This is a genomic window from Paraburkholderia phytofirmans OLGA172 (genome assembly GCF_001634365.1).
In the GTDB taxonomy this organism is placed as follows: Bacteria; Pseudomonadota; Gammaproteobacteria; order Burkholderiales; family Burkholderiaceae; genus Paraburkholderia.
Genome location: NZ_CP014579.1, coordinates 952933 through 967026 on the forward strand (window position 1 = coordinate 952933; position 14094 = coordinate 967026).

The window sequence follows — 14094 nt, forward strand, 5'->3', positions numbered from 1 at the left end:
AGGCGGCGTTACTTGCACAGCAACAGCAGACGCTCCTGATCCGTGCAGGTGGGGCGGGGTTTCTGCGCGGCTTGCGCCGCCGTCGCGCTGATCGCCGCGCTCCTGTTCGCAAGACACGCGCGCAAATGTTTCTCCACTGGGCCGTAGTATTTCCATCCGCGCACGAGCGTTGGCAATTCGAGTTTCACCTGCTTCCACTTCGGATGCCCGTGCTCCTGCAGATTGTCGAAGTTGGCGCACAGCGAGTCGGCGAAGTGATTCAGATTGCCGACGGTATCGCGCAGACCGTAGTCATAGGTGACGAGAAAGGCCTTCACCGTCAGCGTGGGGACGTCTTCCTTCAGCCAGTTCGGATAGCTGGTCGCGCGGAGCGTGGCGGGAAAATACGTCTGCTTCGCACGTGCGGTTTCGGGCGCGTTGGGATCAACCCTCAGAGGGCGGATCTGTTGCAGCAACTCGGGGTTCATGTCGGTGAACAGTTTCGCCGGCTGCCCGACCACGATGATCGCAACGTCCACCTTCTTGACGATCAACGCGGCCAGCGCGTCTTCGTTATTCAGGTGCTGGACGTTCTGCTCGGGAATCGCCTGTCCAAACATCAGGTGATAGAGGGTCGTGGCCGATTGAGCGGTACCGCTGCCGATCAGGCCCACGCTGATGCTCTTGTCCTTGATGTCGGCGAAGGTTTTCATCGGCGAGTCCGCGCGCACCACGACGTTAATTTCCTCGTCGTAGAGCGGCATGATGAGCCGTAGCGGCCGGATTGTCGTGCCCGCGTCGGCATTGCCCGCGTTGGCCATGTCAATGTAGGCCTGATACACGTCGGACTGCACCAGCGCGAGCTTCACGCCCGGCTCGAAGCGCATGCGCTGCACGTTTTCGGCCGAGCCCTTCGACGCCATCACTTCCAGATCGATGCCCGCCGGCTGCGCCACCCATTTCGACAGATCCTGGCCGATCTGAATATACGTGCCCCGTTCCGGACCGGTGACGATCTTGTAGTGCGCGGGCTCGGCGCAAGCAAACGAAAACATGACCATTAGCACCAGCCCTAGCCATCCCGCCAGAAGTCTCTTCAGCATGGTCTACTTACCTATCGGTCAGGGTTGAACAGCCCCTCGCGTCGGCACGCGCGAAGCACCGGTGAGACGGCTTGCCATCGCATGTTCAATGCGTTGCGGGTGTCATGTCCGTCTGTTGCCGCGCAGAGTACACGCGAAACGCCAGTGCAATCGGGCTTGCCATGATTCATGCAGTCAGCCATGAGAATCGGTCTCGCGGACGGCTATGAAATTCGGTCTCCAAACGACTTATCGCTGCCCGGACTGTCTAGCGCGGCATGCGGCTCGAGCGGCGCCCACCCTGTCTCGCGAATCACGCGTTCGAGGATCGTCTTCGCGGTGTCGTTGCCGGTGTCGATCGCGAGCGCCTCGTTGGCGTGCTGACGTGCGCAGCTCCACGACTGCTGCGCGGCACACGCTTGCGCCGCCTGCAACGCGGCATCGCGGCGCGCGGCGAGCGGCCTCAATTCCGTCAGCAGACTTTGCGCGTCGCTATTGCCGGGCTGCAGCGTTTGCGCTGCGCCAAGCGCCGCTTGTGCCGCGGACAGATCGTTGGCGCGCAAGGCGAGACGCGCTGCCTGCAGCGCTTGCGCGGTATCGCGGAACTGCGGCGCCGCCGGCTTTGCAGGCGTTGCGGCCAACGGCGGCACGATGGGCGTAAATGAGATCACCGGACCGGCTTCGGCGGACGTGGTGGGGGTAGCGGGCTTGCTTGCGGTAGCGCGGTTCGTCGCCTGAGCCGGTGCGTACGGCGCAATCGTGCCGGTCGCGGTTCTTGCGTCCTGCGGGGTGTCTGCCGTTTGCTCGGTGTTGTCGTTCTGCGATTCGTGGTTGCCGCTGAATAGTGCATAGGCGACATACGCTAGTCCGATTGCGCCAATGGCCGCGATCGCGAGCAGCACCCGGTGCAGCGGGAGCACGCTGCGGCCGTCAGAATGAGGCGGTTCGGCGAGCGGAGGATCAGCGAGCGGCGGATCAGCGCGTGGGGGAACTGTCGCGAATACCGGCACTTGCATCGGGGGCTCGATCGGGGCGGCTTCGTCGGGGAACGCAGTCTGCTCTGCGAGCTTGGTTTCGTTCGGCTGTGCCGGGGCCGAGCCGCTGTTCTGCGCGGTCTTGCTCATGGCGCTGGCGCGGCTGCCGGGAATCACGGTGCGTTTGTGTGGGCCGGCGTCGAGTGGATGCACCGCGCCGCAATACGGACAATAGTCGACTTGCCGGTACAGCGCACCGCCACAGCGTTTGCAGGGCATCGGGAAACTATGGCCGAGTATTGTCTGGGTGGACATGCTGTGGACCCACCTATGTGAAACAACGCTGTTACGGCATGTTCCAGATCGTGTCGAGGCAGGAGTGATGTCCGCGGAAAGCACGATCCACATGCGCTGGAGACCCTTGAGGCGCAAGTCTTCGCTTGCGGTGCCGCAGCTTGAAATATGTGGTGTTTCATTTAAAACGTCAATCGACGTTCTCACCTACTTCAGGTTCGGGAGAGCACATTCTTAGGTACGACGAAACACTGCATATGCCGGCAGAACGAGCAGGCGAAGTGTTTTTTTCACACGCGCTCGCGTAGTCGCGGCGCGCCTGCAATGACGCGATGGCGGAATCGGCAGAACGGAAGGGGGGCGATGAAAACAGAACGAGGTCGAAGCCTACAGCGTTCGACCTCGTTATCAAGCGCTTGCAGAAAACGCTCGCAGGAAACGTAATACGGGATCAGTGCTTGCGCAGTGGATGATCCTTCAGAAGCCACGCGAGTGCGAAGGCCAGGACGACCACGCAGGCCGCCGACAGATACACCGTGTGCAACGCGCCGGCAAACGCCTGCAGATAATCGTCGCGCAACGCTTCAGGCAACTGGCGGATGGCCGCTGGCCCGAGCGCGTGCGGCAATTCGGTGTCGGGCGGAATCAGATTTTCCAGGCGCGCGGCAAGGCCGTTCGAAAACACCGCACCAAAACTGGCCACGCCGATCGAGCCGCCGATCGAACGGAACAGCGTTGCGCCCGAAGTGGCGACGCCCATGTGCTTGAACTCGACCGTATTCTGCACGGCGAGGATCAGCACCTGCATCACCATGCCGAGGCCGCAACCGAGAATGCCCATGTCGATATACATCACATGAATCGGCGTGCCGATCTGCAGGCGCGCGAGCAGCAGCATCGCCACGGCCACGAGGAACGTGCCGGCGATCGGGAACATGCGGTACTTGCCGATCTTGCTGATCAGGCGGCCGGTCGCCATCGACATCACGAACAGGCCGCCCATCATCGGCAGCATTTGCATACCGGCTTCGGTCGGTGTCGAACCTTTGACCACTTGCAAATACAGCGGCAGGAAAGTGACCGAGCCGAACATCGACACGCCGATGATGAAGCCAATCAGACTGCTCAGCAAAAACGTGCGCTGTCTGAAGAGTTCGAGCGGCATGATCGGTTCGACGGCAGTGCGCTCTTCGTGGATGAAACCCCAGATCGCCACGAGCCCCATCCCTAACGTGAACCACAACTGCGGCGACGACCACGGCAGGATCGTGCCGCCCTGGCTGGTGAACAGGATGATGCAGGTGAGAGCGCCGGCGAGAAATGCGGCGCCCATGTAATCGATGGTGTGCTTCACATGGCGCACGTGCGGTTTGAAGACCGCGCCGATCACAGCCAGCGAAATGATGCCGAGCGGCAGGTTGATGTAGAAAATCCAGCGCCATGACAGGTGCTCGACAAGGAAGCCGCCGAGCAGCGGCCCGACCACGGTTGCGAGACCGAACACGCCGCCGAATACGCCCTGGAAGCGGCCCCGTTCAGCCGGCGGAATCACGTCCGCGATAGCGGCCATCGTCACGACTAGCAGACCGCCGCCGCCGAGCCCTTGCAGCGCGCGCAGCACGATCAACTGGGTCATGTTCTGGGCGACGCCGCATAGCGCGGAGCCGACGAGAAACACGACGATCGCCGTCTGCAGCACGATCTTGCGGCCGAACAGATCGCCGAATTTGCCGTACAGCGGCACGACGATGGTCGAGCTGAGCAGGTAGGCGGTCACCACCCATGACAGGTTGTTGAGCCCGCCGAGTTCGCCGACGATGGTCGGCAGCGCGGTCGAGACGATTGTCTGATCGAGCGCGGCGAGCAGCATGACCAGCAGGAGTGCCGGAAACAGCAGACGGATCGGCGGGTGGTCGGTGGCCTGGGCGCCGGGTTGCGTAACGGGCTGCATAACGGGTTGCGCGCCGGGCTGCACATCCGGCTGCATGAGGCCGGCGGGTTGAGTCGTTGTCGATTGGTCCATGGCGCCACGGCGTTGAAATTAATTAATTCGGAGATTAATATATGCGACATCGCGTCACCCGTCAAATTGAATGCAATGGCAAGGATTCCCGCACCCGCACCCGCACCCGCTCGGCGCCCCGGCAGGCCTTCAGGGCCGGCGCGCGGCATGGAGCAACGCAGCCGCCTGCTGGACGCCGCGCTCGCTTTGTTTGCGCGGCAGGGCATCGTCGACACGACGCTCGGGGAGATTGCCCGCGAAGCGGGTTTCACGCCGGCGATGATGCATTACTACTTCAAGACGCGTGATCAACTGCTCGACGTGCTGATCGACGAGCGTTTCGCTCCGCTGCGCGCGGGGCTCGGCGCTCCGTTTCAGGAAAATCCCGATGACCCGGTGGCGGCAATCACGCAACTCGCGCAGCGTTTGGTGCAGACGGCGAGCGACCATCCGTGGTTTCCGTCGCTATGGGTGCGCGAAGTAATCAGCGACGGCGGCCTGCTGCGCCAGCGCATGCATGAACGGTTCGGCGACGCGAATCAGAAGGCGTCGCTGTTAGCCATCGCGCGCTGGCAAAAGGAAGGGCGCCTGAATGCGGGGCTGGAGCCGTCGCTGGTGTTCGTCACGCTGCTGGGTATGACGATTCTGCCGCTGGCCGCCTCAAAGCTGTGGCGTAACGATCCCGTGCGGCGCGATATCGGCGGCGAGGAGATCGCCCGGCATGCGGTGGCTTTGCTGGTGCAGGGCATCGGCCCCCGCAAAGCGGACTGACACGCCAACTGACTCACTCGCCATTTCGTTTCTGCCGCCACGCCTCGCCGCTGCGGTCCCGCGCACACGATGATAGCGCCGCCGTGGATCGTACGGCCGGCTGGCGCAACCATGCGGACGCAACGGCGACGTTGGAGAAAGCGCCGAGGCACGCTGTGTGCTACCTGAGGGGTGGATGAGATCGCCGCGCGGGAAGCACAACAGCGGCGGCGTCGCAAAAGAACATGAATGCTCAGGGAAGATGCCGTGCGGAAAAGGCGCTGCGTACGGGTTTGCACCAGCCGCCACGGCGAATCGGGTGTCGGCATCGGTGTGCCGGGGCAGCGGCGCCGAGGGCCGTATTTTCATCGGCGTGCAATTTTGGCGCGTTACTGTGCGCACGCGTTGCGCTCAGGCCATGTTTTACAATCGCGGGCCTGCATGCAACTCGACGCATGAAATCGAGTCGGAACCATGAACAGCCTGAACAGCCATACCGCAGCCGCGCAAATCGGCGGCACACAGCAGGACGAAACGTTGGCCGCGTCTGACGGCCTAACCGGTTTTTTAGAGCAGCAACAGCACATGAACGGAGCATTGAGACTCGATCAGGCCACGATCGTGCTCGTCGAAGACGACCCGGATAGCCGGGAATCACTGACCTTGTTACTCGAGGCGGAAGGGGCGCATGTCGTCGCAGTGGCGGATGCGGAAGAGGGCGTCGAAGCGGCGGTGCGGCTGTTGCCTGACGCCGTGGTGTGCGACCTCGAATTGCCGGCCATGGACGGTTTTTATCTGATCCAGCGGCTGCGCGATCACGAGATTCGCAGCGACCACGCACCTTCGGTAGCCGTGGCGCTCACGGGCCATACCGACGACGCTTACCGCTTGCGCAGCATCGGCGAAGGCTTCCAGCATTTCATGACCAAGCCGGCGCTGCCGGAAGACCTCGTGACGCTATTGCACGACGCGCTCGATGCCCGCTCGGCAGGTTGATGGATCTCGTGGGCGGGCGGCGGTTGCTTGCCGCCGCATCTCAGGCGGCAAGCAACCGCGCAGCGAAACTGTCTGCCATCAGGTTGCAAATCTGCTGGCTGGCGCCGCTGTCATTTGGCAGCAGCGACCGGTGTTGCGGCACTGGCGCCGGCTGCTTCCACAGCCTGACAGGCGGAACACAATCCCTTCAATTCGATTTCGTCGCTGGCAAGCCGGTAGCCCGCATCTTCGATTTGCGCGACGAGCGCCTGGCGCAGCTTGGGCTGATGCAGTTCGGTGACATTGCCGCATTGCTGGCAGACCACCAGAATGCCGTGCTGGCATTGCGTCAGATCGTGGCAGACGGTGAACGCATTGATCGATTCGATGCGGTGGACGAGCCCGGCCGAGAGCAGAAAGTCGAGCGCCCGGTAAACCGTGGGCGGCGCTGAGCCGGGATGGATCTGGCGCATGTCGTCAAGCAACGAATATGCCTTGGTGGCGCGCCCGGAATTCAGCAGCAATTCGAGCACTTTGCGGCGGATTGGCGTGAGTTTTTCGCCGCGTTCGCGGCAATATTCTTCCGCGAGAATCAGTGCGGCTTCCTGCGATTCACTGCGCTCAGCGTGCATGTGCCCCGGCTCGTGATGATGAGCGGAGGCAGCAAGGGTGGCTTTGTCGGCGGTCGCGGCGGGCTTGGCGGTCTTCATGCGTCGATTATAAAGGCCATCGTGCTTCGCTGTGCCGGTGTCCAATGCGCCTGCCGGCCGCGGCCGGTCGCCGTTGTCAGGCACGAGGCCGCCGGATGGCTGCCGGGATGGTTCAAGTCAGCGGTAAATCGACGTATTTCTTGAAACCCGGGCGCGTCGCAAGCCGCGAATACCAACGCTCCAGATTCGGCAGCGGGGGACGTTCGACGCCGTCCAGCCCGAACCAGCGTTTCGCGTACGCGCCGATCACGATATCGGCGAGCGTGAAATTCTCGCCTTCGAGGAAGAAGCGGCCTTGCAGATGGTTATCCAAAAGGCGCCACAGCAGCGTGAGCGCGCCGAAATCGCTGGCGAGCTTGTTGGCGTCGCGCTCGGCGGCCGGCGTACGCACGAGGGCCCAGAACACCGGCTTTTCCGCAGGTTGCAGCGTGGTGAGCGACCAGTCGAGCCAGCGCTCGATGCTCGCGCGCAGTTTCGGTCCGGGTGGGTACAGGAGGCTCGATTCGCCGTATTGCAGCACCAGATAGCGCAGTATGGAGTTCGATTCCCAGAGCACGAAACCGTCGTCGACCAGCGTCGGAATCTTGCCAGTCGGGTTCATTGTCAGATAGTCGGGCTCGTTGTTGCGGCCGAATTGCAGGCCCGCGTCGATGCGTTCGTACGGCAGCACCAGTTCGTCGCAGCACCACAAGACTTTCTGTACGTTGACCGAGTTGGTGCGTCCCCAGATCGTAATCATCCGGTAAATCCCTTTTTTACATTGACAGGTGGCAAGCCGCGCGCGGCGCGCGGCGTTCAGCCAGCAACGATACACGATGCGGGATTTTCGCGTGCCGGCAACGGGCGGGCCTTGCGTACAATGGGCGCATCCGAATAGCACGAGGAGCCGCATGGCCCGCATTGTCCCCGACGACTGGAAGAGCCTCGCCGCCACCGGCGCGGCGGCACGCGAACGCGAAACCCTCGCGCTGCTGGAAGAAGCGCTTCCTGATGGCTACACCGTCTATCACGGTGTGCACTGGACTCGCCTGAACCAGAATTTTTCGGTGTTCGGCGAGGCCGACTTCGTGATCGTCAGCCCCGCCGGGCGCGTGATGATCGTCGAACAGAAAACCGGTTTCCTGCGCGAAACGCCGAAGGGGCTCGTCAAGGTCTATCTTCAGACGGAACGCAATGTGGCGATCGCGCTCGCGCACACCGTCGAGACGCTGCATCGGCGCTTCACCGCGGCGTTCGGCGCGGGTACTTATTTCATCGAAGAGCTGCTGTATTGCCCGGACCACGTCGTCAAGGACGCGGCGATTGCCGGCGTGAATCCCGCGCGGATCGTCGACGCGAAGCGCAAGGAGCGGCTTGCCGCGATTATTCGTGAAGCGTTGCCGGCCGACGAACCGCGCCTCGCCTGCGCACCGAAAATCCACCACTTTCTCGCCGACGAACTCGCGCTCACGCCCGACGCCAGCGCGCTGGTCGGCCAGGCCGGCACGCTCGTGACGCGTCTGGCGGGTGGCCTCGCGACCTGGGCGCGGCGGCTCGCGTTTTCGCCGTTCCGGCTGCGCGTGATCGGCACGGCCGGTTCCGGTAAAACACAACTGGCCTTGCAGGTGATGAAAGACGCGGTGGCGCGCGGGCAGCGGCCTTTGTACGTGTGTTTCAACCGGCCGCTCGCGGATCACATCGCGCGGGTTGCGCCACCCGAGGCGAAGGTGGCGAACTATCACCAGCTCTGCGACTGGATCGCGCGCGACGCGGGCCGTGAGCCGGATTTCCAGTCTGGCGACGTGTCTCCCAATCCCCCTGGGGGACTTCCTTCGGGGCGGGGGACTTCCTCTGCGGCGTTCGATCAGCTTGAAACGATTTTCGCCGAAACGCCGATCGACGCGCGCTGGCAATTCGACGTGCTGATCGTCGACGAAGGGCAGGATTTCGAACAGCCGTGGGTAGCCGCCCTCGAGCGCCTGTTGCGGCCGGGCGCCGCGTGGTGGTGGCTCGAAGACCCGCTGCAGAATCTGTATATGCGTGAGCCGGTCGAGCTGCCCGGCTGGACCATGCTGAAAGAAACCACTAACTATCGCAGTCCGCGCGACATTCTCGATTATGTGCGCGACGTGGTCGGCGCTTCGGTGCCGGTCGCGGCGGGTCTGGCGTCGGGCAGTCCGTTCGACGGCTCCGATATTTCTCTCTCCGTCTACGACGAAGCGAATGCCGCCGAAGGCAGCATCGAGGCGACCAAGCGGGCGATCACGCAGGCGTTGTCGCTCGGCTTTCGCAAACAGGACATTGCGGTGCTCTCGTTCCGCGGCCGCGAAGGCTCGGCGATGACCGCGCTGGATCATCTTGGCCCGCATCGGTTGCGCAGTTTTACGGGTAAGTACGATCTGTTCGGCAACCCGGCGTACCGCGAAGGGGATGTGCTGTTCGAGTCGATCTATCGCTTCAAGGGGCAGGCGGCGCCGTGCGTGATTCTCACCGAGGTCGACTTCGAATCGTTCGACGAGCGTATTGCGCGCAAACTGTTTGTCGGCGCCACGCGAGCGACGATGAAGCTGATCATCGTCGCCTCGCAGCGGGCCGCGCGGCATCTGCATCTGCGCGGCGGTAAAGAGGTGAAAGAGGTGAGGGAGGCGAAAGAAGCCTAGCGCTTCATGAAGTCCACGCGCGCGCCCCGACCAGCATCCCCGTTTGCGTGAGCGCGTCCCACCAGATCACGCGCAGCAACGGCGCCTGCTGGGCAATCAGCAGCGCCTGCACCGGATCGCTCTCGACAAAATGCGTGACGCCGCCGCGCAATGCCGCCGCAGCCTTGTGAGCGGCTGCGCCGGCGGCACTTTCATCATGCGTGCCCGGCGTGCGCATCACCAGTTGCAGATGACCGAAGCCGTGCCGCGCGAGCCACGCTTCGGTGCGCGCGCGATCCAGTTCCGGCCGGCCGGTGATGATCGTGCGCACGCGTTGCAGATCGATGTCCGGCAGCACCTCGAACGGCAACAGCGCGTCGCGTTCGGCGAGTGCAGCGGCCAGATCCTCGTCGTAGCGCGCGAGCGGCACGTCGGGTAGCAGAATGCCGTCGAGATCGATCGCATAGGTGGCGTATTCGTGATCGTCGGCCATGGCGGGCGCAGCGCCCGCTTCAACGCGCTCCCAGTCCTCGCGATAACGCTCGGTGTAGGCCTGGCGCTCCCACGGAAACAGCGCGAAGTAACCACGGGCGTCGATTGCGTAATCGGGTTGCGTGCGGCTCAGGTCGTCGACCGCGGCGGTCAGTGTCCTGACGTCGAGGCCATGCTGCTGAAGAAATGCAATGCAATCGGTCAGCGTAAAGCCGCGCCCCGCGATGTCTTCGCATAGCAGCACTTTCGAACCCGCGGGCGGGATCGGCAGCGTCGAATCCCAGGCGACCGTGCGCGACTGGCGGTCGTAGCGCAGAAATGCGACCGGCGTGCCGGCCGCATGCGAAACCATCAGCGCAAGCGGCGCGCCGCCGCGCAGAATACCGATCGCCATCGTGAAGCGCTCCGCCAGCAACGCGGGCTGCAGCGATTCGATCCAGTGATCGAGTTGTTCGTACGTCAGGGGCAAAACCGGCTTGTTCATGACTCGTATGGCGTCGCGTCGAGCGTAGGGCGGGTGTCCCGTAGACGGAGAGCGGCGGGCGGCGCAACGCAGCGGCAGGTCCTCGTTTTTGAGACGGAGAAATTTGGCGATATTATGCCTGCGGTTCAATGTCGCGCGTCGGGGGTGACGCGCGTCGCTGGACGGGGTGGGCCGCAAAGGCCGGCGCCGCGGCCGGTAGAGGGCGCGGCAGGCTGAGCCGGCGCAGCGTAGAACCGCCCGCAAAATAACGAGCGATGGAAAAAACAAGCAGATGACCAAGGTAAGTGTAGCGGTGAATGACAGGAAGGGCGCGTACAGGGGCGCCTGGTGGGGGCTGGGTCTGCTCCTCGCTTTCGTCGCGTGGAGCATGCAGGCACAGGCACAGGCACAGGCACAGGCACAGGCACAGGCACAGGCACAGGCACAGGCACAGGCACAGGCACAGGCACAGGCACAGGCACAGGCACAGGCACAGGCAGAGTCGTTGCCGTTATCGCTCGACGTGACAGGCAAAATCAGCAAGACCAACGATGCGGCGCACCAGCGGTATCACTTCACCGAGGCGCAACTGCTGGCGCTGCCGGTCCATTCGATTACGACCGCCACCACCTGGACGCCGCGTTCCACCTTCACAGGACCGCTGCTCGCGGATATCCTGAAGAGCGTCGGTGCATCCGGCAGCGCGGTCGAGATCCATACGCTCGACGACTATACCTACACCATTCCGGTGTCGGACTGCGATCGCTACGGCGTGGTCGTTGCGTACAGCATGAACGGCCGGCGCCTGAAGATCAGAGACTTCGGGCCGCTGTTTCTTATCTATCCGCGCGACGCGTTCCCCGGTGAACTCATGGGCGCGGCGGGCGACGCGAAATTCGTATGGCAGATCAAGGCACTCATCATCAAATAACGCGCCGCCCATGGCGTCGTGTCCTCTATGTGCTGATCTGGCTAACCGCGCTCGCGGCGCCGGCCGGCGCGATCGGCTATCTGTTGTACGCGAACCTGCTTAATCCGCGCGCCACCGAACCGCTGACCGGTCAGTACGACGGTTTCTACTGGGACGCCGCGCAACTGCAGATCGCCTACGCGCGGTTCGAGAACCAGCTGCTGCTGTATCAATCCGGCGTCGACGACGATTATCAGCGGCTCACGCTGCGCTACCAGTTGCTGGAATCGAAGCTGCATGTGATGGCCGGTTCGACACGCCGGCTGACCACGAAGCTTGCGCTGCTGCAACGGCAAATGGACGAGATCCAGTCGATCGATCATTTGCTGGGCGAGATTCAGCCTGAGGTGGATGCGTTGCCGAAGGACCGCAGCCGCGCCAATCAGATCGTCGTGGAGCTGCGTCAGCATTGGAATGAGGTCAACGATCTCGCGTTGAGCCGCCGGTTCGCCGATGTGGCCGACCGTGAGGCGATGAACCGCGATTTCATCGACAAGCGCCGCATGCTGTTCGCGGGCGGCCTGTTGCTGCTGTTACTGTCGGCGGCCGCGACCACGCTGCTGGTGTTCAACGGCCGGCGCCGCACGCGCCTGATGCACCAGCAGCACGCGGCGCTCGAAGCGGAGCATCAGGCGAGCCGCGCGGCGCGCGAGGCCAGTCTCGCGAAGGACGCGTTTCTCGGCATGATCAGCCACGAACTGCGCACGCCCTTGCATGCGATCGTGTCGTCGATTGAATTGCTGGGCTTCAACTATCACTCCGAGGCCGACCGCAAGGTCATCCAGCGGCTCGAGACCGCAGGGCGGCATCTGGAAGCACAGATGAAAGACCTGACCGACTACGCGCGTCTCGGCGCCGGCAAGCTCGAGCTGCGTCACGAGCATTTCGGGCCGCGCGAACTGCTGGCTTCGATCGTCGACGAACACGCGATGTCGGCCGCCGCGCGCGGCCTCAAGCTGGAAAGCGAGGCGAGCGGCATGAGCGGCCTCGTCGATTCCGATCCGCACCGCATCCGCCAGATCGTCAACAACCTGGTTACCAACGCGATCCGTTACACCGAAACCGGCACGGTGCGCGTGCAACTGAGACAGCGGCCGGCAGTGCTGATCTTCGTCGTCAGCGATACGGGGCCGGGCGTGCCGCATGCGCAGATTCCGCTGATCTTCCAGGAGTTCACGCAGCTGGACGCATCGCGCACGCGCCGCTTCGAGGGCGCGGGGATGGGGCTCACGATCGTGCAGGGGCTGGTCAGGCTGTTTGGCGGCTCCGTCGAGGTGGCGAGCACGGTGGGCAAGGGCACCGCGTTTACGGTGACGATCCCTGTCACGCCCGTTGCGGCAACCGCGCCTCCCGGCGTGGCGGCGCACGCCAAACCGGGCGGCGCGCGCCCGTGCGTGTTGATCGTCGACGACAACCGGCTGATTCGCGAGTCGCTCAGCGAAATGATTACGCACATGGATTTCGACGCGCACGCCGTCTCCAATGCCGACGATGCGCTCGCGTGGCTCGACGCGCATCGCTGTGATGTGGTGCTGCTCGATCTGCACATGCCGGATCGCGACGGTTATGCGTTCCTTGCGGATTTCGCGGCACGCGGGGGGCCGTCGTCGGGTGTTCCAGTGATCGTGGTGAGCGCGTATGCGCCGCAGCCGGATAGCGTGGTGGGCAATGCAGACGGCAAAGCGGCAGAGGAAGCGGGCGAAGCCGGCTTGCAGCCGTTTTTCGAAGCGTTATTAAAGCCAGTACATTACGAGGAGCTGCGCAGCGCGTTGCAGCGTGCTTTGGCTTCGCGGCATACGGTGTGACGTGACGCCTGGGAAGACGCAGATGGAGGAGGGCTCAACCTGAGCGCACCTTCAGCCGCTTGCCGGCGCGTGCAACATCAAGGCCGGTTGAGGCGCTTGGACAGATCGGCGACCAGGATCGCCATACGCGCGGGCTTTTCATAGCACGCGACGTCGTAATTGCGGATGACCTGGCTGATCTCCGATTCGCTGGCCTTGCCGGTCAGCAATTCGCCGGTCAGCACGAAAACCGGCGCGTCCGGATTTTCCGAGGCCCGCACCGCGCGGATCGCCTCTGCCGAGGTCTGCGAGCCGAACAGCCAGTCGATCACAATGCCGTCGAAGATCTGCGTTTGCAGTTGTTCGGCGAACGCGGCGAGGCCGTAAATCGCCACCGCCGCGAAGCCGCTGCGCTCGAGATAGTCGCGCAGGTTGTCGGCGGAGGCCTGATCGTCGTCGACCACGGCGATGGTCGGCTTGTCGGTTTCAGCGCGGCGCGGATAGATCTCGATCTTGTGGACTTCGTACGCGCTTTGATAAAGCGTGCCGTCGTGACGCGCAACGCGCCATTGGCCGAGCTTCGGGTACGCGACAAATTCGGGGCGGCTGCCCGGTTCGAGCGCGGCGCCGACCCATGCGGTGCAGGCCAGCTCGATCGCGCCGATGCAGAACACCGCCTCCTGGGCGATGGCGCCGACCATGCCTGGATCGAGCGACTGTGCGCCGAATAGCTGAGCGGCAGGTTCGCCGAACACCTCGGCAACCTTCTTGATCTGCGAGAGGGTCCATGGGCTGTTGCCGCGCAGCTTGCGGTGTCCCTGCGAAAAACTCAGATCGAGGATGCGGCACAGCTCAGTGGTTTGCTGGCGCTTGCCGATTCCATGCCGGCTCATCAACTCGCGCACGCGCTCGGCGACTGCGATGGAGTCAGGTGAGTGTGTTTCGTTGGTCATGCTGCGTGAGGATCCGCCTTCTTGTAGGTTGGCTGTGGAGCGTGCGTA

The 14094-nt window shown here is 63.5% G+C and carries 11 protein-coding genes and 1 pseudogene; 5 read left to right on the forward strand and 7 right to left on the reverse strand.

Annotated features, from left to right (window positions below; translation table 11 throughout):
• Positions 1 to 8 precede the first annotated feature (8 nt).
• The 3 genes from AYM40_RS24560 to AYM40_RS24570 form a co-directional block, all read right to left on the reverse strand.
• Entirely contained in the window at positions 9 to 1082 is a 1074-nt protein-coding gene (locus AYM40_RS24560; RefSeq protein WP_063498816.1) for a TAXI family TRAP transporter solute-binding subunit, read from the reverse strand.
• Between the two features lie 203 nt (positions 1083 to 1285).
• On the reverse strand, positions 1286 to 2350 hold the full coding sequence (locus tag AYM40_RS24565) for a hypothetical protein (protein ID WP_063498817.1): 1065 nt from the start codon (positions 2348 to 2350) through the stop codon (positions 1286 to 1288).
• 430 nt (positions 2351 to 2780) lie between these two features.
• Complete coding sequence (locus tag AYM40_RS24570) at positions 2781 to 4316, reverse strand: DHA2 family efflux MFS transporter permease subunit (RefSeq protein WP_420488515.1); 1536 nt, start codon at positions 4314 to 4316, stop codon at positions 2781 to 2783.
• 132 nt (positions 4317 to 4448) lie between these two features.
• On the opposite strand from AYM40_RS24570, the pseudogene AYM40_RS24575 reads away from it, so the two are divergent.
• Both AYM40_RS24575 and AYM40_RS24585 read left to right on the forward strand, forming a co-directional pair.
• A pseudogene (locus tag AYM40_RS24575) lies at positions 4449 to 5102 on the forward strand (TetR/AcrR family transcriptional regulator); the annotation flags it as partial.
• A gap of 462 nt (positions 5103 to 5564) precedes the next feature.
• Positions 5565 to 6077: a response regulator gene (locus AYM40_RS24585; RefSeq protein ID WP_063500667.1), complete on the forward strand. Its 513-nt coding sequence runs from the start codon at positions 5565 to 5567 to the stop codon at positions 6075 to 6077.
• A 110-nt stretch (positions 6078 to 6187) separates the two neighbouring features.
• Here AYM40_RS24585 and AYM40_RS24590 read toward each other — a convergent pair whose 3' ends face one another.
• Positions 6188 to 6766: a Fur family transcriptional regulator gene (locus tag AYM40_RS24590; RefSeq protein ID WP_063500668.1), complete on the reverse strand. Its 579-nt coding sequence runs from the start codon at positions 6764 to 6766 to the stop codon at positions 6188 to 6190.
• Between the two features lie 112 nt (positions 6767 to 6878).
• Positions 6879 to 7505, reverse strand: coding sequence for a glutathione S-transferase family protein (locus tag AYM40_RS24595; RefSeq protein ID WP_063500669.1), 627 nt, complete (start codon positions 7503 to 7505; stop codon positions 6879 to 6881).
• A 151-nt stretch (positions 7506 to 7656) separates the two neighbouring features.
• Here AYM40_RS24595 and AYM40_RS24600 point away from each other — a divergent pair, with 151 nt between their 5' ends.
• Entirely contained in the window at positions 7657 to 9405 is a 1749-nt protein-coding gene (locus AYM40_RS24600; protein WP_063498819.1) for an ATP-binding domain-containing protein, read from the forward strand.
• A 4-nt stretch (positions 9406 to 9409) separates the two neighbouring features.
• Here AYM40_RS24600 and AYM40_RS24605 read toward each other — a convergent pair whose 3' ends face one another.
• Positions 9410 to 10360, reverse strand: coding sequence for a phosphoribosyltransferase (locus tag AYM40_RS24605; RefSeq protein WP_063498820.1), 951 nt, complete (start codon positions 10358 to 10360; stop codon positions 9410 to 9412).
• Positions 10361 to 10631: 271 nt separating this feature from the next.
• On the opposite strand from AYM40_RS24605, the gene AYM40_RS24610 reads away from it, so the two are divergent.
• Positions 10632 to 11270, forward strand: coding sequence for a molybdopterin-dependent oxidoreductase (locus tag AYM40_RS24610; protein WP_236721070.1), 639 nt, complete (start codon positions 10632 to 10634; stop codon positions 11268 to 11270).
• Complete coding sequence (locus AYM40_RS24615) at positions 11240 to 13114, forward strand: hybrid sensor histidine kinase/response regulator (RefSeq protein ID WP_063498821.1); 1875 nt, start codon at positions 11240 to 11242, stop codon at positions 13112 to 13114. Before AYM40_RS24610 ends, AYM40_RS24615 begins: the two co-directional genes overlap by 31 nt.
• A 77-nt stretch (positions 13115 to 13191) precedes the next feature.
• On the opposite strand, the gene AYM40_RS24620 is transcribed toward AYM40_RS24615, so the two are convergent.
• Positions 13192 to 14046 (reverse strand): helix-turn-helix domain-containing protein, encoded by an 855-nt coding sequence (locus AYM40_RS24620; RefSeq protein ID WP_063498822.1) that lies wholly within the window; start codon positions 14044 to 14046, stop codon positions 13192 to 13194.
• Positions 14047 to 14094: the final 48 nt, after the last annotated feature.